Genomic DNA, 23,861 nt, shown 5'->3' with positions numbered 1-23,861 from the left:
GAGTTCCTACCGCGGCGCGGACCGCCTCCCCGACCGTGCGAGCAGTTCGCTTCCCGCCCCCGACGACGACGACCGAGACTCACCGATGACGACCGAGACTCACCCGACGACTCACCCAGACACCATGACACTCCCACACCAATGCTAGAGACGTTTCGCGGTTACAACGGCGGACAACTGAACCTCCACGCGCTCGGCATCGTCGTATCGCTCTCCGGTCTCCTCGTCGTCGCACCGATGCTCCCGGAGATAATCGACTACTTCGGGGTCAGCGCGGCCGAGGCCGGCGTGTCCATCTCGTTCATGTGGGCGTGCAACGCCGCCGCGCAGTTCCCCGGCGGTCGGTACTCCGACCGCCTCTCGGCCGGCGTCGTGTTGCTCGGCAGCCAAGGCGTGATGATTCTCGGGTTCCTCGTCTTGGCGGTGGCGACGACGTTCCCGGTGTTCGTCGCGGGACTCGGACTCATCGGCGCGGGATACGGGCTGTTCGAACCCGCCGGATTCGTCCTGCTGCAGACTCACTTCGAGGAGAACCGCGGGCGCGCTTTCGGTATCCGAGACGCGGCCGTCAACCTCGGAAGCGCGCTGTCGGCGGTGCTCGCGGTCGCCATCGTCGGGACGTTCTCGTGGCGAGACGCGTTCGTTCCGGTGGTCGTATTGCTGGCGCTCGTCGGGGCCGGCACGCACAGACACAACCGCGGCGAGTACGCCGTCTCGCGCGTGGCGCTCGACCCCAAAGCGGTGTGCTCTCGGCTCTTTCGGGAGCGCGAGACGTACGCCGTCCTCGTCGTCATGTCCGTCTCGATGTTCCTCTGGCAGGGCAGCGCGAGTTTCCTCCCGGCGTATCTGCAGGCGGTGAAGTCCTTCTCGTCGTTCGAGGCGACGGTCGCCTTCGCGAGCATGTTCGTCGTCGGCATGGTGGTTACGCCCGTCGCCGGCGCGCTCAGCGACGCGTGGTCTCCCACCGGGATGGGCGTCGCCGCGATGGGATTCGGTGTCGTCGGGCTCTCGACGCTCGTACTCGTCGACTCCCCCGTCGGCGTCGGGGTCGGACTCGTCGCCTACGCCGTCGCCATCACCGCCATCTGGCCGGTCATGTACGTCTATCTCAGCGACGTGCTGGCGACGGAGACGATCGGCGGCGACCTCGGCGTCCTCAGAACGGTGTACTTCGCCGTCGGCAGTCTCGGCCCCGCGTACATCGGGACCGCCGCCACGCGACTGGGCTACACGTCGGCGTTCGCGAGCCTGCTCGTCGGCTTCGGGCTCGCGGCGATACCGCTGGTGTGGCTCGGGCGACGCTGATTCGAACGGCTCGTCGGCTTTGCGTGTCGCTGCCAACGATGCGGTGACAAGAGGGTACGAGGGGCAACCGTCTCGGGGGACTCGATTGGCGGCTGTCGGTTCAGGCTTCCGCGGCCGGACCGCCGCTTTGCGTGGTCTGCGTGTCGAGGTTCCGCTCGGCGACGCCGAGAATGGTGTCGAGCGAAATCGCCAACACCGCGCCGGGAATCGCGCCGGCGAGAATCTGCGGCGTGTTGAACAGTTGGATGCCGGTGACGACCCAGTCGCCGAGTCCCCCGGCACCGATGAAGATGGCGAGGTACGCCGTTCCGACGTTCATCACGGTGCTGGTCCTGATGCCGGCGAAGATGACTGGGACGGCCAACGGGAGTTGGATCTGACGGAGGATTTCGCGGTCGGTCATGCCCATCCCTTCCGCCGCTCGGATGGTTCCCTCGTCGACGTCCTCGATGCCGGCGATGGTGTTCGTGATGATGGGCAACAGCGCGTACACCCACATCGCGAGCAACGCCGAGTTGAAGCCGATGCCGACGAACGGGAAGACGAGCGCGATGACGGCCAGCGGTGGGACCGTCTGGGAGACGTTCCCCGACGACAGGACCCACGTCTTCGCTCGCTCGTTTCGCGTCGCGAGGATGCCTGCCGTCACCGCGACGACTATCGCACCGACCTGCGCGACGAGCACCAAGATGAGATGCTCGCGCAGCAGGTCGACGAACGTGTCGAAGTTGTTGAGCAGGTAGTTCGTCGCCTCGACGAGCAGGTTACTCATGCGTGAGTTCCTCCCGCGTTGGTCCGTTACTGTGGCGGAGGTGTTCGAGGGTCACCGTCCCGACGACGCTGTCGTCTCGGACGACCGCGAGGTCGTCGCAGTCGGATTCGAGCAGCACCGACAGCGCCGTCTCGGCGCTTTGCCCGGCGGTGACGTACGGCGGCGTTCCCGCGCCGTCCGCCGCGGCGGCTTCGAATTCCGGCCGCTCCCGAGCCAGTTCGGAGACGGACTTCCCCACGAGCGAGTCGTCCGCGTCCATGACGTCTTCGACCGGTAGCACCTGCAGTTTCTTCAGGCCGCGGTTCGACCCGATGAAGTCCTCGACGAACTCGTTCGCCGGGTCCTGGAGGATGTTCTCGGGCGTGTCGTACTGGACGACTTCGCCCACGTCGTAAATCGCGATTTTGTCCCCCATCTTCAGCGCCTCGTCGATGTCGTGGGTGACGAACAGAATCGTGGTGTTGATCTGCTCTTGAATCTCGAGGAACTCGTCTTGGAGGTTGTCGCGGGTGATGGGGTCGAGCGCCCCGAACGGCTCGTCCATCAACATCAGGTCCGGGTCGGCCGCGAGGGCACGGGCGACGCCGACGCGCTGTCGCTGGCCGCCGGACAGTTCCCGGGGGTAGTTCTCCCGGTACTGATCCGGCGGGAGGTCCATGAGCGACAGGAGTTCGTCGACCCGGCTCTCGATGCGGTCTTCGTCCCAGTCTTTCAGCCGCGGGACCGTTCCCACGTTCTCCGCGACGGTCATGTGGTCGAACAGGCCGATGTCTTGGATGACGTAGCCGATGCTTCGCCGGAGACTCGTCTTCTCTACATTCTGTACGTTTTCGCCTTCGAACCGAACCGTCCCATCGGTCGGGTCTTCGAGGCGGTTGACGAGTTTCATCGTGGTCGTCTTGCCACAGCCGGATGGCCCGACGAGAACAGTCGTTGTCCCAGCTTCGACGCTGAAACTCACACCGTCGAGCGCCACCGTCTGCCCGTACTCTTTCCGAACGTTTTCGAACTCGATTGCGTGTTGACTCATGAGAGTATCCTCCAGATTGCGCGGGTCGGTCGTGCTTGGTCTATCCGCTCTCCGTTACGAAGTCTGAACAGTTGCTCGCTGACCGCGAAGCAGTAATCGAACGCCAGCGTCAGCACCACCAGCACGACGGTCGTGACGACGATCATCGGGATGTTGCGCTCGCGGATTCCTTGGAAGATGAAATCCCCCAACCCGCCGGCTCCGACGAACGCTCCGATGGCGGCGACGCCGATGATGATGACGACGGCGTTTCGCAGTCCGGTCATGATGACCGGGAGCGCCATCGGAACCTGAATCCGCCGAAGGCGCTCGATACGGGTCATGCCCAGTCCCCGACCGGATTGGATGACCGCGTCGTCGACGCCGTTGAGCCCGACGTACGTGTTCCTGACGAGTGGAAGCTGCGAGTACAACACCAGCGAGACGATGACCGGCGGTTCCCCGATTCCGAAGACGGGGATGAGCAGACCGAACAACGCGATGCTCGGCACCGTCATGGCGACGCCGGCGAGCCAGAGAACGACCGTGGCCGCTGTGTCGTTGAACGTTATCAGGACACCGAGAGAGATACCGATGGGTATCGCGAGCAGCATCGAGATAGCGATGATATCGATGTGCTCCAGCGTCAACACGAGCAGGTCGCCGGCGTACCGGGAGACGAACGACTGGTACGCTCCGAGTGTGGAGTTCAACGTCACCGACGTGAGGACGGTGAGGACCGCTTCGAGGGATGTCGTCGATGGCATGTCAGATGAGCCCTTCGGAGCTCAGGTGGTCGCGAGCGATGCTCGCCGGGTCCTTGTCTTCTTCGCTGGCCTCAAGCGCCATCTGCTGCATCTTCTCGGTGGTGACGCTCGGTGCCACCTCGTCCAGCGTCTCTTTGACGGCGGGATTGCTGTCGATGGCGTCCTGCTGTATCATGGGGACGATCCAGTACTTCGAGAAGTGACCCTTGTCGTCGTGGAGGATGCGCAGGTCGTACTTGTATATCTGCGGCTGCGTCTGCCAGCCCGAGGTCGCGACGGCCTGGCCGTCGTTGAGAATCTGGTAGTTCAGGCCGCCGTATCCGACCTTCCGCAGTTTCACCTCGTCCCACGCGGACTGCTCGATGCCGTAGTCTTCGATGAGGGCGGGCAACCCGTCCTCTCGTTCCGCGTATTCCGTGTAGGACACGAACGTCATGTCCGTGTTCCCGTCGTTGACGTACGAGGCGAAGTCGCTGATCGTTTCGATACCGTGTTCGCTCGCCCAATCGGGGCGGGCGACGATGGTCCACGACGCGTCGGCCCCGGTGGGCTCCGTCAGCGTCAGTCCCCACTCTTCTTCGGCGGCGCTCTTCGACTCGCTGTATATCTGCTCCCCGTCGGGGATGACGTTCGACTTCCCGAGAATCTGGTGCCAGAGCGTCCCGGTGTACGTCCAGTAACAATCGATTTCGTCGTTCTTGAGCGCGTTGAAACACTGGGAGGTCCCGCCGAGTCCCGTCTCGTCGTTGACCGTCAGGTCGGTGTTTTCCCGGAGGGCGGCAATCGCCATGTGCCCGAGAATCTCCTGTTCCGCGAACTGCTTCGAACCGATAGTGATACTGTCGCCGCTACCGCCGCCGTCTACGATACTGGAACAGCCCGCCATGCTTGCGATACCGATTGCTCCCGCTGACTGAAGGAACGCTCTCCTACTGTTGTGCATGATTCATCCTGATGAACTGGGTCGGAGATATTTATAATTTATCCTCAGACAGTTTTTGCCGCCCGAACTGGGCGAATCCTGCGCGTCTTAGATGATGTACGCACGCGCATCCAGAAATAGCAGCTAAGCAACATGAATATCCGCTCTCGCTCCCCGTCCAGCGGATCGGAGCAGCGCCGGACGACCTCGGGAGCCGGTCTCGCGGGAGCGGGTTCGCTCACGACCGCAATTCCGTCTCTCCGAGCGACTGAGCAGCGTGCTGCTCCGTGCTCACCCATTCGGGGTTGCGCCGTCGTCCTTCGCAGGTTGTTATGGGACGCTCCGCTGTCGTCTCGAAAACGCCTAGAACGTCTCGTGTTCCTCGTAGGCGTCGAACGCCCCGACGCCGTCTTCGAGGGCGGCCCGAACCGCGTCTTCGGACGACGCCATCTCGTGGGCGTCGTCGGCGACGTCCTCGGCGATTTCCTGGGGAACGACGACGACGCCGTCGCCGTCGCCGACGACGATGTCCCCGGGCGAGACCTGAACGCCGCCGACGACGGCATCGACTCCCCAGTCGAGCAATTCCCAGCGGAAGATACAGTCTACGGGGGTCGTGTATCGATTGAACACGGGGAAGCCGCGCTCTCGGATGACGCTCGTGTCGCGGACGCCGCCGTCGATGACGGCACCGGCCACGCCCGACGGTTGGAGTGAGGTCACCTCCAACTCACCGAGATGGGCCGAGTTCGTGTCGTTGGTGTCGTAGATCATGACGCCGTCTTTGGGGACGTCCTCGTGCATTTCGAGGAAGCGCTTGAGCACCTCGTCGGCGTTGACGCTTCGGTTCGGTCGACCGACGATGGGGAATGCGCTTCCGATCACGGTCATGCCGTCGTCGAGCGGCGTGATTTCGGGGTCGAGCGTCTGCTCTTCGTACCCGTACTCGTGCATTACGTCCGCCACCGCCGGCGTGTACAGGTCTTCGTATTTGGCGAGCAGTTCCTCGTCGACTTCTCGTTCTCTCTCTGAGGTGGATTGGTTGATCATCGGTTTGGGTTGGTATGGTGTGGTTGGTGGGTGTGGTGTTCGGATAGCGATTACAGCGTGACGACGACGTAGCCGGACTCGTTGCGAACGGGAATAGACCGGAGTTTACAGCCGTCGTCGACGAGGCAGTCACCGGTCGTAGCGTCGAACTCCCAGCCGTGCCACGGACAGCTGAGAATCTCTCCTTCTCGGCACCACTCGAGTTCGGTCGTGAGCGTGTCCCGGTCGTGTTCCGCTTCGACGGTTCCGCTCACCCTGCCTTCACAGAGCGGGCCGCCCTGGTGAGCACACCAGTTCGGGTAGGCGTACAGCTCGCCGTCGATGTTGAAGACGCCGATCTCTTTTCCATTCAGGAGCGCGATGACGCGCTCACCGTCGGTGAGTTCATCGGACCGCGCGACGACGTGCTCGTCGTCGTCGAGCGGCAGATTCTGTGCATTCTGGCTCATGAGACGTCGATGTCGAAGACTTCTGCCGAGTTTCCGTACAACACCTTGTTACGGTCTTCCTCGGAGAAGTTGCCGAGGTACTTCAGCAGCGCTTCCGTGTTGTCGATGTCGAAGTGGGGGTGGTCCGTCGCGAACATGAGCACGTCGCCACCCCACATCTCGACGAGCTGTTTCATCATGACGGGGTCGTTCGGCTCGTCGAGCGGTTGCGTGGCGAAATAGAACTGGTCGCGAACGTACTCCTCCGGCGTCTTCTCCAGCAGCGGGACCTCGCTCCGGCGCTGCTTGTACTCCCGGTTCAGACGGAAGATGAGCGAGAGCCACGCGATGCCAGCCTCCTGGAACACGAAGTCGACGTCGGGGAACTTCGCCGGTGTCCCGTTCTCGAAGAGACTCGTCAGCGTCAGGAACTGAGAGTAGACGTGTGCGAGCGCGTGGTTCGCCATGTACGTCTGTAGTTCGTGCTGGAGCGTGGGGAAGTCGAGAGCGAGCCCCGGAGCGGCCGCCCCGTGGAAGACGACGGGGAGGTCGTTGTCCTCGGCCGCACGGTAAATCGGGTCGTACTTCTCGTCGCCGAGTGGCGTCTTCGTCCCCGTCGAGTTCAGGAACACGCCGCAGATCTGGTCCTCCTTGGCGAAGCGGTCGATCTCCTCTGCGGCGGCCGACGGGTCGTGTGGGACGACCGACGCCAGGCCGTAGATGTTGTCGTGGCCGTCGAGGAAGCGCTCGACGAGCACCTTGTTTGCAGCCTCGTTGATTGCCACCGCCTTGTCCGTCTGCCGAACCATGTTGAGCTCCGGCAGCATATTGACGATGGGATAGTCGACGTGGAACTCCTTCGAAAGGATATCGTCGATGTCCTCTTTCGGCTCCGTCACCTGCATTAGCTCTGTCGGGAGCTTCCCACTCAGGTCACGGTTGTAATTGTCCGTCGGGTACATCCCATCGTACGAGGACGTCCCCGGCTGAAGGTAGTACTCGATTTCCCGCTTGTACGGGTCGTCGAGGTGTTTCAGTAGGTCCCGCTGGATTTCCTCGTTTCTGAAGGACGTGTGAACGTCCATGTCGATGACCGGCACTTCCTTGAGCTGGTCTGCGAGGGGGTTTGACCTGGCTTGCTCACTACGTTCGGCGAGTCGCTTGCTTTGGTCAGCCATACGGTTCCAATGTTGGATACAATCGTTATAAATGTTCTCCTCAGACAGCGAACCAGAGATGCCCCGAAACATTTTGTCACACGAAACGGGTTCGGTTCCGAGCGGTTAGTACGTTCCCTCGGTCCGCGTGATGTTGAGGCTGATAACGTTTGCCGCGCTTTTGACGGCTTCTGCGAGCGTTTCGCGGTAGTACTCCCCGGTGAATTTCATCGCCGGCCCGGAGACGCTGATTGCGCCGAGCGCGCGGTCGTCCTTGTCGAGAATCGGGGAGGCGACGCATCGAAGCCCCTTCTCGTACTCCTCAAGGTCCAACGCGAGTTGGCGTTCGCGAACTGTTTCGAGGCTTTCTTCGAGTTCCGCGCGGTCCGTGATGGTGTTTTGGGTGTATCTCGTCAGGCCGTGGACGTCCTCGAATTCGTCTAACACCGACTCCGGCGAAAAGGCGAGTATCGCCTTTCCGGTCGCGGAGCAGTGGAGGTCGTGGTACTCGCCGGCGGCTGTCGAAAACCGCACTTCTTGCTCGCTCTGAGTTCGGTAGAGATAGACGCCACGGGCGTGTTCTACGGTCGATAAGTTGGTCAGCTCTCCTGTTTCGTTGGCGACTTTGTCCGCTTCCGGGCGACCGAACGAGAACAGCGGCCCGCGGTTTCGTGCGACCTCCCCCAGTTTGAGGAACCGTAGCCCCAGGTAGTACCGGTCTCCGTCTTTAACGATGAATCCCTGCTGACGGAGCGTACTGAGGTGATTGTGGACCGTGCTTTTCGTGATTCCCGTCTCGTCGGCGATGTCTTGGATGCGCCCTCCGCCCAGCTCGTCCAGTCCGTTGAGGATTTCGAGCAATGTCAAATCGGAGTTGATGGGATTCTTGGCTTTGTGTGGCATATGCTAGCGTTAGTTTCGTGCGGACTTTACTGTTTCGCATCACGAAATATGACGCATCGTGTTCTGAGACACCAGTTCAAACCACGCTTGGGCGCGGTTGTGTTCGTCCTCAGACGAGCAATCTAACCGGAGACCGGTTCGGGGCTTTTGTGGATCACCCCGTCTGCCAACCGCGGCCGTTTCATATCACGAAACGCAAGGTCGCTATCCACTCTCGACACCTCCGATGAGCGCTGTCGAGCCGAAGTCGCGTGACGAGTTACTGCCGCGGTGGATAGTCGCGCGGCCACCCGCAGTAGCCGAGACACAGATTACATTAGTACTGGTGTAATCTTCTGACCGCTATTTATCTCGCGACACGTCCTGAACTGGCCGGATAACATGGCACGAGACGTTCACGGGTCGTTGCGTGATTCCTGGTGTCGGCTCGTTCGGACGAGTTTGCCGTCAACCCGGCCGCTGCGTACCATTATCTGCACTCGATCAGTGCGATTCTCACTAGCGCACCGAAATTCGCGAACATGTCCGAAATGTATCACTGTCTAGTTAAGTCAGTTTGAGAAGCGAGCAGGTCGTTGAGTTTGCTTGGGACAACGCTCGCAGACCTACTCAGCGAGCGCTTTGCAGCGGATTTAGAAGAGACTTGGGAGCGTGAGCGGACGGCGACGCGACGAGACGCGCAGCGTCTCGTTTGCCCACCAGAAATCAAAGATTTCTGGGGACGTCCCAAACTCGCAGAGCGAGTTTGTGGGCTCGAAAGACGCCTGTCGGTCAGTTTCTCGGTGGGTGTACGCGTTCTGGGGGGTCACAACACGCCGACTCGCGGTATCTCGACTGTTCTTCCTCTCAGAACAACTATCCGCGGTTCGATACGAGTACGGCACCCCACAGAGCGGGGCTCTGCTCCCACCCGTGACCCTTTGTCCGAGGCCACGAGTTAGCGCGTGGCCGAAACCGGTCTCTGTAGCGCCTTATTCGCGACTCCACCATCTCTGAGATGAATCACCAAGCGAGCTCGCCGTTCGTGGGGGGCGCGCCGATAGGTGCGGTCGGAGAACCCGATGTATTCTGTCTTCCTGCGCGTATTGGAACTCTCGACGCAGCGCTCTCATCAGCGCCTAAAATATCGATATTCGGATGAAATCAGTCCAGTAAATTACATACACAATTATGTAAGGCTTACCTGTGTGCGGCCGATGAAAATTCTCAGATAGCAAACGAGGAGTTGGCAACCGACGCCGCTAGTCGAGGGGTCGCTTTCAATTTCGCGTGAGTCGGCTAGAGGTGGTCTCGAAGGAGAACAGAATCGACGGTGACCCGTGTGCTCACGTGTACTTCACCAACCGAACAGTCCGTGGTTGAGTTCTCTCGCCGGGCAAGCGATACTTACTGACGACTCCGGGAGACGAGGTTCACCGAGTAGTGACGGTGACGAATCCGTCGAACTCAAGGATGACTCGCTGCGTGGTGTCACCGAAGATAGCCTTACCCGCCGGCGACCGTTGACGTCCGGAGAGGAAGATATGGTCGCACTCGTTTTCGACTGCCGTATCGAGTACTTCGGCGGCCTTGTCGCCGAGGGACCCGACCGCCCGGTACTCCACCTCGAAATCAGCGAGCACTTCGCGTCCGAGGTCGCGAGCGAACTTCGTCGCCCCCTCTCGCGCGTCGTCGTGTGTGTAACTCCTCGAAGCGCTCAGGAGCGTCTCCATCGTCCCGCGTCGAGCTTTGTACTCGTCTTCCGTCGTCACGTGGATGAGGACCATTTCGGCATCCATCTGTTCGGCCACCGAACCGGCCTCGCGGACGACCTTCTTCGAGGTCTCCGATGGGTCTACGACGGCTAGGACTCGTTCCATACCTCCTACACGTGGGTCTTCTTTGAAGAAACCACGGGCAGCGACTTCGCAGATTGTCTCAGGGAACGATATATTTCCCCGAACAGTACACATAATCAAGCAGTGGCACATAGTAACAATTATTAACTAACATGATTGATCGGAAGACGGATCATGACGGTGGAGTTCGTCCATAGTCCGCTACTTACGTTCGTAGCCGGGCTCATACTAGTTGTACTGTTCCTCGTCGTGTGGGACCTCCCCGCGTTCGTGGGGTTAGGACTCGCCGCGTTCTCCGTCGGCATCGTCAACTCGGTGTTCGTCTCGGACTTCGCGCTCGTCGATGCGGCGACGAGAACGGCAGCGGCGTTCGGAAACGGGATGGAAGGTATCGGCATTCCGATCCTCATGGCGGCAATCATCGGCAAGTCGATGCTCGAAAGTGGGTCCGCTCAACGTATCGTGCGGACGTTCCAATCGCTCGTCGGGAGGGAGAACTCGGAATTTGCGCTGTGGGGGAGCAGCACGGTCCTCTCGATTCCGGTGTTCTTCGACAGCGTCCTGTTCCTTTTGGCTCCGCTCGCACGCTCGATGCGTGCACGCCGCGGAAAGAACTACGCGTTGTACCTCATCGCCGTGGGCGCCGGCGGCTCTGCGGCGCACGTGTTCATTCCACCGACTCCGGGACCGCTGGCAGTCGCTAGTCAAGTGCACGCCGACCTCGCCATGACGATGGCTGTCGGCGTGGCCGTCGCGATTCCCTCGGCGACGATGTCCGGGCTCGTCTTCGGCCATTGGGCCAACGCTCGGATGGAGATTCCGCTGCGAGACTCGATGGGGACGACGACCGAAGAACTCGAAGAACGGGCACAGCAGAGCAGTAGCTCGCTTCCGGGGACGTTCGAGGCCGCGCTCCCGATAATCCTCGCGGTCGCGTTAGTGAGCTCGCTTACGATTCTCAACACGCTCGAACCGCTCTATCCGTCTCTCGCGGTCGTCAGACCAGGAATCGCATTCGTCGGAGACAAGAACGTCGCCATGACGCTTGCTGGGCTTACAGCGGCGCTCACGTACCTTCGCTGGTCTGACCTCTCGCGTTCGCTGTGGGAAGACGAGCTTACTGAGGCACTCAAGAGCGGTGGGAACATCGCTGCAATCACCGCGATGGGTGGCGCGTTCGGTGCGCTGCTCGCTGCGTCGGGAATCGGTCCGTACATCGCCGATAGCCTCCGCGGGATTGGCATCGGACTGCTGGTGACCGCGTGGCTTATCGCCGCTATCGTCCGCATCGCACAGGGGTCAGCAACGGCCGCGATGCTGACGACCGCGGGTATCATGGCACCGCTGACGAGCCAGCTCAACGTACACACCGCATACCTCGTTATGGCAATCGGCTCGGGCGGCATCATCTGTTCGTGGTACAACGACTCCGGTTTCTGGCTGATGAAGGAAATCGGCGGTCTGACGCAGATGGAGACGTTGAAAACGTGGACGGCGCTGACGACGATTATCTCGGTCACGGGAATCGCTTCGGTGCTCGTCTTCTCGACTATCGTTCCGCTCGCGTGAATTTCGGCCGTCGAAACCGAGTGTCAAACGGAAGTGATGCACGCACCGAGACCACAACCGCGTAATCTCTGGGTGTCTTTTTCCTCCGTCGCTCGGCAGTGAGCCGCTGTGGACTCCGGAGATGCACGGCGTCGGCGCGTCGTTCGTCACCAGCCACCTGCTGTACGTCGCCGGCGGCGACGCCGTGCCGTAGGTCCGGTCGGTCGCTCGGTCAGACCGAGGTGAACGTCCACCGCTGGTGTGAACCGCCGTTGTCGCTCCACTGCTGGACGTTGTCGCCGTCGGCGGTGCCCGCGTTCGCCACCTCGGCGAGCAGCCCGCTGTTCGCGTTGACGAGGCGGTACTCACCGCCGCCCGCGTCTTCGATAGTCCAGGCCTGAGTCGGGTGGGTGGTGTTGCTGTACTGCTGAATGTTGTCACCCTCTGCCGTGCCGGCGCTCGCAACCTCCAGCCAGAGGCCGCTGTTGACGTTCGTGATCGCGTAGGTGCCGTCGCCGTTCGCCGTGACGTCCCAGTCTTGACACGCGCTCCCGGTGTCGGCGTACTGGCGCACGTTGTCGCCGTCGGCCGTTCCGGCGTTGGCTACTTCGAGCAGTTTGCCGCTGTTGACGTTCGTGATCGCGTAGGTACCGTCCGAAATGGGACCGCTTTCACAGCCCGAGGGCTCGCCGGGGACGGGGGCCTCGCTGCTCGGTACGCCGTTGCAGGCGATGACCGGCCAGTCGTTGTTGTCCCACTCGATGCGGTCTTGCATCATGTAGCGCGTCTCGTCGTCGGCGGTCGCCTCCACGTGGTAGAAACACCACCAGTCGCCGTCGGGGCCCCGGAAGACGTCGTTGTGGCCCGGGCCGGTGAACTCGCTGTTGCCCTCCAGAATCGGGACGCCCTGGTGGGTCTCCGTGAGGTCCCGCAGGTCCGTGCCGTTCTGGTTGTAGTACGGTCCCGTGAACGACGTCGCGCGGCCGCATTCGAGGCGGTAGGTGCTGTCGTACCCCTCACAGCACTGCCCCGAGGAGTAAAAGAGGTACCAGTACCCGTTGTCTTGGAGCATCACCGGCCCCTCGATCATCTGACCCGCCATCTGGAACTCGGTGCCGGGGACGATATCGTCCATCGCGCCGTTCATCTGGACGGCGTAGATGCCTTCGTAACTGCCCCAAACTAGCCAGGGTTGCCCGTCGACGATTACCGTGTCCGCGTCGATGCAGTTCGTCAGGTCGAGGTCGCCGCTCTCGATGACCGGTCCCTGGTCGGTGAAGGGACCGTCGGGTGTGTCCGAGGTGGCCAGGCCGATTCCGGCGTTGTCGCTCCCCCAGACCGACAGCGAGTAGTAGAGGTGGTACTGGCCGTCGTGGTATCGGATATCCGGTGCCCAGCAGCCCGGGTCCGATTCCGTGGGGTGCCAGCCCGGCGTCTCCGTGAGCGCCGGCGCGATGTACGACCAGTTGTACATGTCCGTCGACTCCGCGATGGGGATGATGTCTTGGGGCGTCTCCGTTCCGTAGGCGTAGTAGGTCCCGTTGTCCTCGATGATCGACACGTCGCCGAAACCGATCGGCCCGACCGGGTTGTGGTAGTGCGTGGAACTCTCGTCCGCACTGACGGTCCCGCTCAGTCCGAGGCCGCCGACGGTCGCCACCGCACCCGCCCCGAGCGATTTGAGTACTGTCCGTCTATCGATATTGTTGCTGCCATGACGTTTAGTCATGTCTTCTAGCATACAGATGGCGGGTATATAATGCTTGTTGGTAACATTTGTGACGGCTCGGTCAGCGCCGCGGTGAGAAGACCGAACGGCAGGCTGAACAGCAGACCGAACAACAGACCGAACTGCAGTTGAGAGAAGCAGCGAACGGTATCGAGTTGAACAGCCGGGGATACCGACGCGACTGTTTGCTCTGCGACGTTCGGGCCGACTCCAGAATCCGGTTCGGCTCTAGTGCCGGGTTTGCAACGGTTCCCCTGTCGTTACGGCTGAGAAAACGAGAACCGAAGCCAGAAGAGATGAGCCGGACAATAACAGCAAAAAGCATTATGTATGTGTGCCTATATTTTGGCAGTTGCATGCCAGAAGATGACAGTGGCGTGAACAGGCGGAACGTCTTGAAAAGCATCGGTATCGGCGCTCTCGGCTCGACTCTTGCAGTTGGCGGGGAGCGGGTCAGTCTCCGCGACGACGGACGATTCGACACACTACCACAACGCGCTGTACGGCCCTCACTTCCCCGACCCCACGATTCATCGGGCGGGAGACGGAACCTGGTGGGCCTACGGAACGAACATGAATCGGAACAGCGACTCCGACGAGTTGCTCGTCCCGATTCTGCGCTCTGACAACCTCCACGAGTGGACCTACGTCGGGGAAGCCTTCGACTCCCGTCCGGGCTGGACGTACGGCTCCATCTGGGCACCGGACATCCACTACTACGACGGAGAGTGGGTGATGTTCTACTCGCTTTCGCCCCGCCCGTGGGAGAGCGGTGAGTTCGGTATCGGCCTCGCGAAGTCCGACACGCCGGACGGCCCCTTCACTGACTACGGCCAGATTATCGGTGACAACGACCACGCCGGCGGCGGGTCCATCGACGGGTACTTCGTCGACTACAACGGCACGCCGTATCTGTTCTGGGGGAGCTTCCAGGGAATCTATCTGGTGGAGCTCACCTCGGACCTACAGGACTGGAAGCCGGGGACGCTCCAACAGGTCGCCGGTGACGCCTACGAGGGGTCGACGGTCTTCTACCGCAACGGCTACTGGTACCTGTTTGTCGCAACCGGGACCTGCTGTAACGGCTACAGCAGCACCTACGAGGTGGAAGTCGGGCGCTCGACGAACTTCTTCGGGCCGTACACCGACGTGTCCGGAACGGACATGATGAGCTACAACAGCGACAACGCCGGCATCGCGCAACTCACCTCGAACGGTCGGTTCGTCGCGCCCGCCCACGGAGACATCACCACGGACGACAACGGGCAGGATTGGTTCGTGTATCACGCCTACGACCGTACTGGTCCGGAGTACGTAGACGGCGTTCCGGCCCGGCAGTTCTTCATCGACCGCGTCGAGTGGACAGACGACGACTGGCCCGTCATCGCCGGCGATAAGACGCCCAGTCTTCAGTCGGTCGAACCGAACACCAACGACAGCGGCATCCTCGCCGACGGCATCTACGAGATCCAGAACGTCAACAGCGGGAAAGTGATGGAGGTCGCAGATGCCAGCACGAGCGACGGGGCGAACGTTCGGCAGTGGACCGCGAACGACTGCACCTGCCAGCGATGGTGGGTCGAGTACATCGGTGGCGGCGAGTACCGCATCGTCAACGAGAACAGCAACCGCGCACTCGACGTGCCGGACGGGACGACCACGGACGGCGCGAGTCTCCAGCAGTGGCCGTGGTTCACCGGTGCCGCCCAGAAGTGGAACATCATCGACAACGGTGATGGGACCTACCGCATCGAAAACGTCGCGACTGGTGATGTAGCCGAGGTGTACAACGCCGGGACCGCTGACGGAGACGACGTGGTCCAGTGGCCGTGGAACGGCGGGGACCAGCAGCGATGGAACTTCAACTTCATCGGCGGCGTCCAACCCCTCTGGGACGGTCGCCCGTGGTGATCGGCAAGACAACACCGCAACGGCGCTAAGCCAGCACGCAGCTTCTGACCCCGTTGCAACGACAGTCGCTGGGCATGGCTCGCGGTTCGGCGTCTCGTCGTTGCAGCGACGCACCTTTTTCGAACGTGGAATCCGCCCCGCACTCTACTACTGGCGCTCGGGCGCGTCTGCTTTAATACGCCACGGGCAGTGGTTCAGCAACTTGGGATTGCTATCTTAGTGATAGGCGTCGATGTTGTGGTTTGGGCAAGAAATATTCTATCGTTGATACCCGATTCGAGGAACTGAAACCCCCTACACTTAGTGCGGAGACGCTGGCTATGACGACCGACTTGTAAGTTCAGCACGGCCTCTAAAAAGTGTCACAGATTGGTACTTCGACGGGGTCGGTAGGTCTGAAGTTCACGAATCCATCCCGAGGCAGCGCCGAAGCGGGTTGCGGTCGACGAAACCACTGTCAAAATCAATGACGAATGGTCTTGGTTGTGCGCTGCAATAGACAGCGAGACAAAGCTAATTCTTGGCGTCGAGTTGTTTGGACGACATGGTACTGATCCGACTGCTGCGCTTCTCCATCGACTCTCGGAGAAACACGATCTCTCAGACGCGGTGATTCTCGTTGATAGCTACGGATATCTGCTGTTCTCTCTCAGTTAGGGTGATCGGTCGACTTGACTACATCGAGCGAAATCTCATCGAAAGTGGTTTCACACCCTCAAGATGCGAGCCGACCGCTTCCATAATTCGTGGGTTGGTAGCCATGGTGTCGCCCGCGACTATTTCATATGGTTTGTACAATATACAACATTCAAAGACCTTGCCGAGCTCTCGGTGGATAAATACTCGTAGATGAGACCACTAAATAGGCATTCGACTCCGTTGAAATTCGCCAACGTTGATATTAGAAGAGCTATTCTTCCAACCGGATTTCGTCGATTCGGTTAGAAACGAGCCTCTCAGCGACTCGACAGACGCGAAGTGGGTTTCAACAGAGCCAGGTATTCTTAAATCCGAAATCTGTCACTAGGTGACTGTCTAGAGTCACACTCTCGATATCATTTTTGAATATCCACACAGTGGAGTGTTCACTCCAAGATTCCAAGTTGGAGTGGTCGCACTATTGATGATTAATGCTGGCGTCGAGGGCGCATGCACTTTAGCCCGACACGCGGTCGAGTGGCGGAGAAACGAGACCGCGACAGTCCGAGATGGTCGGTCGCGAGCGAAGCGAGACGCGACCGCAAAGAGCGTCTCGATGCGAACGGCGAGCAGCGCGAACCGTGAGCAAGCGGAGGGCGGCGAGCGGTGCGAGCCGTATCGTCCCACACCAGCCACCCGATGGCGTGCGTTGATTCCGCAACGAGCTCCAGGCGAGATAAGGGGTCGGGGTTCGAAACCGCAAGCGAACGCATATGTTTCCGGCCGCCGCAGCATCACTATGTCTCTCTCGTTGAGCTGTTATCGTTGCGGGGAGCGCTACGACGACGGCACCCGGGTCAGGTGTGACTGCGGGGAGCCGCTCTGGGTCGATACGGAGCCGACGGCATTCTCGTGGGGCGACTGTCGAGACCGGGGTGGGATGTGGCGGTACGAAGCGCTGTTGCCGGTCGATCGCCCCGAGGGCGTCGCGCGGGCCGCAGGCGGCACACCCCTGGTCAGGAGCCCCGGACTCGACGATGCCGCGGGCGCTCGGGTGTTCGTCAAAGACGAGGGTGAGAATCCAACTGGTGCGTACAAGGACCGTGGGAGCGCGGTGGCCGTTCCTCACACGGTCGCGACCGGCGACGACGTCGTTGGCACGGTCTCGTACGGGAACATGGCGATCAGCACCGCTGCCCACGCGGCGAGCCTCGATCGGGAGTGCGTCGTGTTCGTCCCGGAGCGGACCTCGTCAGTGCGGCTGGAGCTCATCGCTCAGTACGAGCCGACTATCGTACAGGTCGCCGGCGACTACGGGAAGCTGTACGGGGACGCGCTCGACCTGTCCGAGCGCCTCCCGATCGACGTGCTCGTGAGCGACGCGCCAACTCGTGTCAGTGGGTACAAAACGGCACTGTTCGAGATCTACGAATCGCTCGCGCCGGCCGCGCCCGACGTGATCGCGCTACCGGCGAGCTCCGGTGGATTCGCTTCGGGGATATGGCTCGGAATCCGGGACCTGGAGCGCGCGGGACTGATTGCGGAGCCGCCGCGCCTGTGTCTCGTCCAGACCGCGACAGCCGACCCGCTAACGCGGGCGTTCGAGGCCGGAGAGACGGAGCCGACGCCGCTGTCGCCCGACGAGACCGGCGATACGATCGCTCACTCGATCGGTAACCCGGACCCGCCGAGCGGCGCTCGCGCCCTCGCCGCGGTTCGCGACACTGACGGCGTCGTCGTCTCCGTTACCGACGACGAGATACGGACCGCTCAGCGCCGGTTCGCCGTCGACGGCGGTTTCTGCGTCGAGCCGGCGTCGGCGACGACGCTAGCAGGCGTGTCACGCCTCGCGGAGCGCGGCGATATCGCCGCTGATGAGTCCGTCGTCCTCGTGCCGACCGGGACGGGGTTCAAGGAGATGGGAACCGGCGAGGGTGAAGTCGCGACTGAGACGGTCCACAGGGACACTCTTCGGGATCGGCTCGAATCGCTGCTCGCCCCGTAGCGCTCGTGGTTCGGGTCGAGAGAGATATGTCAGTTAACGTTGATTCTTGACAACAGTTACATCGAACTTGCCACGCCAGCGATATCGCCGACCACCCCAGACGAACGTCCGACGGATGAGCGCATAGAAAAGAAGGGGCACGAACACGAACACCGCCGGGTAGGCGAGTACGGCCGTCCACCGACGGACGCCTAACACTTCGTTGATGGCGAGGTGGAGCACCGTCAGGACTGCCGCTGTAGGGAGCGGGGCTATGATTGCACCAGTCAGGACGACCAGTGAGATTGCCAACGTCCCGGCGATGGCACTGGGAAAGTGCCACCGGAGAATTTGTGTCCATCGGACCGGGCGCTCAATCGCCTCACGGACGGTCCCTCCGATGGGAACCATGCGCGTTCGACTGACCGTCGTCACCTCAAGGTATTCCATGAGGAGACCGTCGTCGCTGACGGTCCGCCGAAGCTCATCGAGGAACGCGACCTCGTCGATGTCGTTCCGGTTGAATATTACTGCGCCGCCCCAGATCTGGTTGCCGAGGTAGAGACCTAACGAGCCAGCAGAGGCGTACAGTGGTTCGAGCAGCACCGACAAGGGGTCCCGTCCTATGAAGTACGGCACTTCCGAGGTCGGCCCGTGGGATTCGTAGTCCGCGTTGAGGGTCGCCAGCCAGTCTGGGGGGTGATGATAGTCGTCGTCCGTCCAGACGAGGCGGTCATGGCGCGCCGCCCCCATCCCGGCAGCGATGGCATTGGCTTTCCCGGAACAGCCCGTCGGCTTACCGGCAGTGATGAATCGGACTTTCTCGTGGTGGGGCGCCTGATCGGCGACGGGGTCGTTCGGGCAATCGTGAATAATCAACAACTCGTCGCCATCGTTAAGTTGGGCGGCCAGCTCAGCGCATGTGTCGGTCCACCGCGTGGTCGGGAGGAGAACGCTCGTCGGCGGTCGGTCGGACATGTCGTTATTCTTCCTCACCGATGGCGATGAATCCGCTGCCGGCCATCCATGGACGCTTATGGGGCACAACGTCTGGAGCCCGTCGGCCGCACGCCCGCAGGCGATTGCCATCGAGCCACGCGTCGTCACTCCGAATTGCCGACGATTCCAGCCGTCATTCGCCGCCAGATCGACGGGAACCAGCGGGTGAGCGCCAACCCGACTCGCGTCGTCAGGTCGGGTGTGATTACCGGTCGGGCTGAGTGAATCTTATCGGCCAGTTTGCGGCCGACTTCCTCGGGTTCGACCGTCATCCACTCGGGATAGTCGATGTCGGCGGTCATCCCCGTATTCGTGGACGGCGGAATCATCAACGTACAGGTGACGCCCGTGCCACGGAGTTCGAGCCGGAGCGAGCGGACGAACGCCTTGACGGCACCCTTGGTCGCGGAGTACCCGGACAGGCCGGGGTGTCCGGTATCGGCTGTCCCCGAGCACATGTTGTGAATAAGACCGGACCCCTGCGCTCGCATGTGCGGGAGGACCGCCCGGATTAGACGCTGATAGCCGAAGAAGTTGACCTCGAACTCACGACGCGTCTCAGCCATCGGCTGTGACTCGAAAAACCCGGCTCGAGCGACACCCGCATTGTTGACCACGACGTCGATCCGACCCCACCTCTCCACGATGTCGTTCACCGCCGTGGTCACGTCGTCGGTGTCGGTGACGTCGCACTCGTAGTATCGAACCCGAGCGGTTACGTCGTCTCGGGCGTCAAGCACGTTGTCCCCGGCCACGTCGAGTGCAGCGATCAGACGGTCTTCCTCGGCAAGCGCCGTCAGCAAGTGATAGCCGATCCCTTCGTTCGCACCGGTGAGAACGATAACCTCTTCGTCGGTGGGTATTGTCATACACGGACCCAACAGATTTCTCGTCTGCAACGGTTTACACGCCTCAGCGCAGGGCCATCACAGTGGTTGTGGAACCGAGTCCGACGAGCGCCGAGGACGTTCGCTCGCTCGGTCATTTCGCCGGGAACTGAGTCTACCGTCTCTCTCATCGCGTCTCCGAATTCCATCGGGTAGATCTCTTCACCCGGAGATGGTGAGCGTGCTGCCGGCGATCCACGGACGCTTATGAACACTGGTTTTATGGGCGGCGACCCATCGTGACGCATGCGCTGTGTCACTCTCGTGGCTTACCCCGACGAGGACGGGATCAACCGGCTCGACCGGCGAGTCATGAATCTTGACCTTGAGTATCGCGCTATCCACCGCATGGAACTCCTCGACGACGATACCGTCGCCATGTTCGCCGAGGGGCGCGGCGACGTGGAGGGACTCCGTCGGGTGCTCTCGGAGTCGTCTAAGGTGATCGAGTTTACGATATCCGGTGACGACGGTGGTTTTTTCTCGTACACACGCTACGCGGCCGACGACCTGACAAGGACACTCATGGAGGGCCGACGTGAATCATCGTCCCTCATCGAGATGCCGGTCGAGTACACCGACGACGGCGGCCTTAGAGCGACCTACATCGGAACAGAAGCGGCCTTCGCCGACGTACTTACCGAACAGCCCGAGGGTGTCAGGATCGAAATCGAACGCACAGGACGATACACACCCGGCCCACGCCACGTCGTCTCCCGCCTGACCGAGCGACAGCGCGAGGTACTCCGGGTGGCGATCGACCTCGGCTACTACCGGGAACCCCGCGAAGCGACTCACCACGAGATCGCGGCGGCGACCGGACTCGCCGGGACGACCGTCGGCGAGCACCTCCGGAAGATCGAGGCGACGGTGTTCTCGTCGCTACACGTCGGCACCAGCGATCGCTGAAGCCGCCGATGTTTCGGGCAGCTACGTTGGTGCGAATTAAACACAACCGTGGTTTCTCGCCCGAATCGAACCGCTCCGGTTCCAAGCGCCGTCTCCCCGCGACGGACTCTGCTGGGGACGCGCTCACACTGGGACTCAAAGGCGTCTTTGACTCTCCGCGGACTCTATATTTCCGTCCGCGTCAGTCACACGTACTTATAAATTCGCTCCTGCCCTCAAATCGCCAACCGAGTCAATATCTGACCGCGATGTCGATCCGAAACTCGTGGACTTTGAGGATGCGGACGCCGACGAGATTCTATCGGTCGTCTCACAGACGACTGTTGTTCCACGAAATCAGCTTTTAAGCACGACTGGTCTACTATTCGGAGCTGTTGCTATCGTGTTTGCACTCGTGGAATTCAAAAATGTGCTCTGAATCCACTCATCTACAACGATGAATTCGCAGTAGTCACTTAACAGCGGTTCCGGGAGTCGAGACAGAGAATACAGGGGCACACAGCGATTCCATCCTCCGAGGTTGTGCCGCTCCACAGTTTCTGAGGATAGGGGATTTTATTGTTTCTATACGCCGGACTAGTCACGGATACGGGAAGGAAGAGCTAGAATACCTGTCAATTACAGTTATCACCCTGTGATTCACAAAAATAATCTGAAATATTCCACCCAGAGATGGTGCCACCGCCCATGAGAGGCAAGCCGATGTGTTCGTTCAGTTAATCAAGTGGAAGTACGCCAAAGAGACCAACTCGACGCATTCTCCTGCGGTTATCGCGGGCGCGTGTCTATTTCACCACTGACACCGGTCCTCAACAGAAAATCGGTGAGCCGCCAGATATTGTGCGGTAGCACCACGACTTCGAAGTAGAATAATCGCATGCGGTGATCTTTCGAGGAGGTCTTCGACAAGAAGTCGTAGTTGATGCTCTTGTACTCGTTCTCAATCTGCCAGTGACGGCTGTAGCGGCCGCGGAACGTCTCAGATTTCTTGGGAGTGACCGAGGAGTTCATCGCAAAGACCGCTGTTCGCTCTCCTTTTGTTTAGAATGAGCCAACCTCGGTTAACTAGTACTCCGATGGTTCGGAAAAGACCCGGAGCCAGAGTTAGCGACTGGTATTGGAGGCGGCAACACGGCGCCGCAGCCACCGTCAGAAAACCAGTCGCAGTCAACCACTCAAACCACGTCATCGGTCACCGATGAGTCGACAAGTAGTGCAGATCGCACAGTTGAGTCAAAATCCGATTCTCCGGAAGAGGAACTTGAGACCTTCTTTTTGCGGCATAATATCCTTGAACCCTGTACGGACGCGGATGACCTCTGTTTGACCGATGAGTTCGAGGCAGATTGGACTGCGGCGACCGACCCACTACTCGACTCGGACATCACGGGAGAACTGGTCGCAGAGACTTTCGGGATGGAGGCAGATACGCACGAGGCGTTCGAACTCATCGAGCAAGACGAGGCGCAGATTCTTCAGTCCGACTCTGAATGGGTTGGCCAGTGGCCATCCCGTGCAGCCCTTATCGCAGATATTGCAGCCAGCCGTGTCCTTCAATCGTGGGTCCCGGGATGGAACAGTTTCGACGCAGAAGAACGAGGACCGATTCTCAACAGTTTGCGGATATTCCTCGAAACGTGCCCGACGACCGGTGGCGACATCCAACTCGGCGAGGAAGTCGTCGAGTCGTGCTGTAGTTCTCACAGGGTCATCGCGGTCAGTTGTGAGGAGTCTGGCGAACGGCTTTTCGAACACCCACTTCCAGATTCTGAATAGCATATAGACATATAGGGCATTCTGGTGAAAACCTGTAAACCGTGCACAGTACTAATTTCCTATGATTCGGGTCAAAACGAATACCGCATTGATAGAAGTGGGTATGGGAATACTCTCGATGGTCAGGGACCACTGCCGTAGAGCACTATTAGCAACGTCAGGAAGAAAAACGTGGATGCCAGTAAGATAGAAAAGCTAATCCAGCGAGTATTGGACGGGTTTGAGGGAACTGCGTATCCGGCGATGATCGGAAACGAAAAGTGGAGAAGGAAATCAATGAGCGCGAAGTCTTTTGAGACCCCGTCCGGATGAATGACCGAGAAGGTAATAGCGATAGATAATATTGCGAACGAAAAACTAATCATCGTGAATTTTGACTTTATCCCTCGGGCGGCGGCAACAAGCCCGGAATACAGAAAGTATGAGAGAAACCTGAGTCCAAGTATGATTGCTACGGACAGCGGGTTGGTATATTGACTAGTAAACCAGTCAATCATAATCGTGAAATGTGACTGCAATGCTATATTTTTCTCATTTGTCATCTTCACGATTTGTCGTATAACCTTGTATAGCATAGTGGAAGAATAATGAATATTCAGCTCTGTTGGCACTGTCTAGTTAGTGACCTCCTCAACCGGTGTTCGCCCATCGAGCGCTTGATGCGGTCTCTGAAAATTGTAGTATTGCACAAATTGTATGAACCACTCGCGGACGCTTCCGTGACTGCCCACCCACGAATTATGGAAGCGGTCGACTCGCATTTTGAGGGTGTGAAACCATTTTTCGATGAGGATTCTCTCGACGTAGTCAAGCCGACCGCTCAATCCTAATCGAGAGAGGGCAGTCTGATATCCGTAGCTATCAACGAGAAACACAGCATCTGAGAGATCGTGTTTCTCCGAGAGTCGATGGAGAAACGCAGCAGCCGGATCGGTACCATGTCGTCCAAACAATTCGACGTCAAGAATCAGCTTTGTCTCGATGTCTATTGCAGCGTACAACCAAGACCACTCGCCATTGATTTTGACAGCGGTCTCGTCGACCGCAACCCGCTTCGGCGTTGCCTCAGGCGGGTTGTGACCGCTGTCAGCCAGTCGATATACTCACTGCCAAACAGCTTGATGAGACCGTTCAACGCCGAGATATCGAAGAATCTGTTTTGTTTCTCTGAGCGAATATCCGGTCGCGTGGAGCTGGACAGCGAACGCCCTAACGGGCGTCGCTGTCCGCTCACGCTCCCAAGTTTCTTCTAAATCCGTCGCAAAGCACTCGCTGAGCAGGTCTGCGAGCTTCATCCCAAACACACTCAACGACCTGCTCGTTCCTCA

The 23,861-nt window shown here is 60.1% G+C and carries 18 protein-coding genes and 3 pseudogenes; 7 read left to right on the top strand and 14 right to left on the bottom strand.

Annotation, left to right across the window (positions count from 1 at the left end; genetic code table 11):
* The first annotated feature begins 141 nt into the window (after positions 1-141).
* Complete coding sequence (locus tag ATB1_RS07890) at positions 142-1,305, top strand: MFS transporter (RefSeq protein WP_052367879.1); 1,164 nt, start codon at positions 142-144, stop codon at positions 1,303-1,305.
* 100 nt (positions 1,306-1,405) lie between these two features.
* Here the strand turns inward: ATB1_RS07890 and ATB1_RS07885 are convergent, their stop codons facing one another.
* The 9 genes from ATB1_RS07885 to ATB1_RS07845 all read right to left on the bottom strand — a co-directional run bounded on the left by ATB1_RS07885 (position 1,406) and on the right by ATB1_RS07845 (position 10,172).
* The gene (locus ATB1_RS07885) at positions 1,406-2,077 is read right to left on the bottom strand and encodes an ABC transporter permease (protein ID WP_042663133.1); all 672 of its coding nucleotides are present in this window, start codon (positions 2,075-2,077) and stop codon (positions 1,406-1,408) included.
* Positions 2,070-3,107 (bottom strand): ABC transporter ATP-binding protein, encoded by a 1,038-nt coding sequence (locus ATB1_RS07880; RefSeq protein ID WP_042662604.1) that lies wholly within the window; start codon positions 3,105-3,107, stop codon positions 2,070-2,072. The genes ATB1_RS07885 and ATB1_RS07880 overlap by 8 nt, the downstream gene beginning before the upstream one ends.
* Positions 3,104-3,853, bottom strand: coding sequence for an ABC transporter permease (locus tag ATB1_RS07875; protein ID WP_042662618.1), 750 nt, complete (start codon positions 3,851-3,853; stop codon positions 3,104-3,106). The genes ATB1_RS07880 and ATB1_RS07875 overlap by 4 nt, the downstream gene beginning before the upstream one ends.
* Position 3,854: 1 nt before the next feature.
* A complete protein-coding gene (locus tag ATB1_RS07870) occupies positions 3,855-4,796 on the bottom strand; it encodes a glycine betaine ABC transporter substrate-binding protein (RefSeq protein WP_082256338.1) in 942 nt (313 codons plus the stop codon).
* Positions 4,797-5,138: 342 nt separating this feature from the next.
* On the bottom strand, positions 5,139-5,825 hold the full coding sequence (locus tag ATB1_RS19845) for an RraA family protein (RefSeq protein WP_052367767.1): 687 nt from the start codon (positions 5,823-5,825) through the stop codon (positions 5,139-5,141).
* A gap of 50 nt (positions 5,826-5,875) precedes the next feature.
* Complete coding sequence (locus tag ATB1_RS07860) at positions 5,876-6,274, bottom strand: Rieske (2Fe-2S) protein (RefSeq protein WP_042662605.1); 399 nt, start codon at positions 6,272-6,274, stop codon at positions 5,876-5,878.
* Positions 6,271-7,431 (bottom strand): amidohydrolase family protein, encoded by a 1,161-nt coding sequence (locus ATB1_RS07855; RefSeq protein WP_052367768.1) that lies wholly within the window; start codon positions 7,429-7,431, stop codon positions 6,271-6,273. The genes ATB1_RS07860 and ATB1_RS07855 overlap by 4 nt, the downstream gene beginning before the upstream one ends.
* A gap of 105 nt (positions 7,432-7,536) precedes the next feature.
* Positions 7,537-8,313 (bottom strand): IclR family transcriptional regulator, encoded by a 777-nt coding sequence (locus ATB1_RS07850; RefSeq protein WP_042662606.1) that lies wholly within the window; start codon positions 8,311-8,313, stop codon positions 7,537-7,539.
* A 1,412-nt stretch (positions 8,314-9,725) separates the two neighbouring features.
* Positions 9,726-10,172 carry a universal stress protein gene (locus ATB1_RS07845; RefSeq protein WP_042662607.1) on the bottom strand — a complete coding sequence of 149 codons (447 nt, stop codon included), beginning with the start codon at positions 10,170-10,172 and terminating at the stop codon, positions 9,726-9,728.
* Positions 10,173-10,325: 153 nt separating this feature from the next.
* Here ATB1_RS07845 and ATB1_RS07840 point away from each other — a divergent pair, with 153 nt between their 5' ends.
* On the top strand, positions 10,326-11,720 hold the full coding sequence (locus ATB1_RS07840; RefSeq protein ID WP_042662608.1) for a GntP family permease: 1,395 nt from the start codon (positions 10,326-10,328) through the stop codon (positions 11,718-11,720).
* 211 nt (positions 11,721-11,931) lie between these two features.
* Here ATB1_RS07840 and ATB1_RS07835 read toward each other — a convergent pair whose 3' ends face one another.
* Positions 11,932-13,359: a family 43 glycosylhydrolase gene (locus ATB1_RS07835; RefSeq protein ID WP_042663131.1), complete on the bottom strand. Its 1,428-nt coding sequence runs from the start codon at positions 13,357-13,359 to the stop codon at positions 11,932-11,934.
* A gap of 507 nt (positions 13,360-13,866) precedes the next feature.
* Here ATB1_RS07835 and ATB1_RS07830 point away from each other — a divergent pair.
* The 3 genes and pseudogenes from ATB1_RS07830 to ATB1_RS07825 all read left to right on the top strand — a co-directional run bounded on the left by ATB1_RS07830 (position 13,867) and on the right by ATB1_RS07825 (position 17,983).
* The gene (locus ATB1_RS07830) at positions 13,867-15,339 is read left to right on the top strand and encodes a family 43 glycosylhydrolase (protein ID WP_042663129.1); all 1,473 of its coding nucleotides are present in this window, start codon (positions 13,867-13,869) and stop codon (positions 15,337-15,339) included.
* A gap of 414 nt (positions 15,340-15,753) precedes the next feature.
* Positions 15,754-16,178: pseudogene (locus tag ATB1_RS20550) on the top strand (IS6 family transposase); the annotation flags it as partial.
* A 599-nt stretch (positions 16,179-16,777) separates the two neighbouring features.
* Entirely contained in the window at positions 16,778-17,983 is a 1,206-nt protein-coding gene (locus tag ATB1_RS07825) for a threonine synthase (protein WP_349674954.1), read from the top strand.
* A gap of 33 nt (positions 17,984-18,016) precedes the next feature.
* Here ATB1_RS07825 and ATB1_RS07820 read toward each other — a convergent pair whose 3' ends face one another.
* Together ATB1_RS07820 and ATB1_RS07815 are read right to left on the bottom strand one after the other, a co-directional pair.
* Complete coding sequence (locus ATB1_RS07820; RefSeq protein WP_042663127.1) at positions 18,017-18,940, bottom strand: glycosyltransferase family 2 protein; 924 nt, start codon at positions 18,938-18,940, stop codon at positions 18,017-18,019.
* Between the two features lie 125 nt (positions 18,941-19,065).
* The gene (locus ATB1_RS07815) at positions 19,066-19,830 is read right to left on the bottom strand and encodes an SDR family oxidoreductase (RefSeq protein WP_082256337.1); all 765 of its coding nucleotides are present in this window, start codon (positions 19,828-19,830) and stop codon (positions 19,066-19,068) included.
* A gap of 264 nt (positions 19,831-20,094) precedes the next feature.
* Here ATB1_RS07815 and ATB1_RS07810 point away from each other — a divergent pair, with 264 nt between their 5' ends.
* On the top strand, positions 20,095-20,757 hold the full coding sequence (locus ATB1_RS07810; protein WP_042663126.1) for a helix-turn-helix domain-containing protein: 663 nt from the start codon (positions 20,095-20,097) through the stop codon (positions 20,755-20,757).
* A gap of 712 nt (positions 20,758-21,469) precedes the next feature.
* On the opposite strand, the pseudogene ATB1_RS23110 reads toward ATB1_RS07810, so the two are convergent.
* Positions 21,470-21,798, bottom strand: a pseudogene (locus ATB1_RS23110) (transposase); the annotation flags it as partial.
* A gap of 282 nt (positions 21,799-22,080) precedes the next feature.
* On the opposite strand from ATB1_RS23110, the gene ATB1_RS21505 reads away from it, so the two are divergent.
* A complete protein-coding gene (locus ATB1_RS21505) occupies positions 22,081-22,533 on the top strand; it encodes a hypothetical protein (protein WP_052367874.1) in 453 nt (150 codons plus the stop codon).
* Between the two features lie 614 nt (positions 22,534-23,147).
* Here the strand turns inward: ATB1_RS21505 and ATB1_RS20540 are convergent.
* Positions 23,148-23,828, bottom strand: a pseudogene (locus tag ATB1_RS20540) (IS6 family transposase).
* Positions 23,829-23,861: the final 33 nt, after the last annotated feature.

The organism is Haloferax sp. ATB1 (assembly GCF_000730175.1).
Note: the sequence above shows the minus strand (reverse complement) of the source record. Positions and strands in the feature narration are given on the sequence as shown.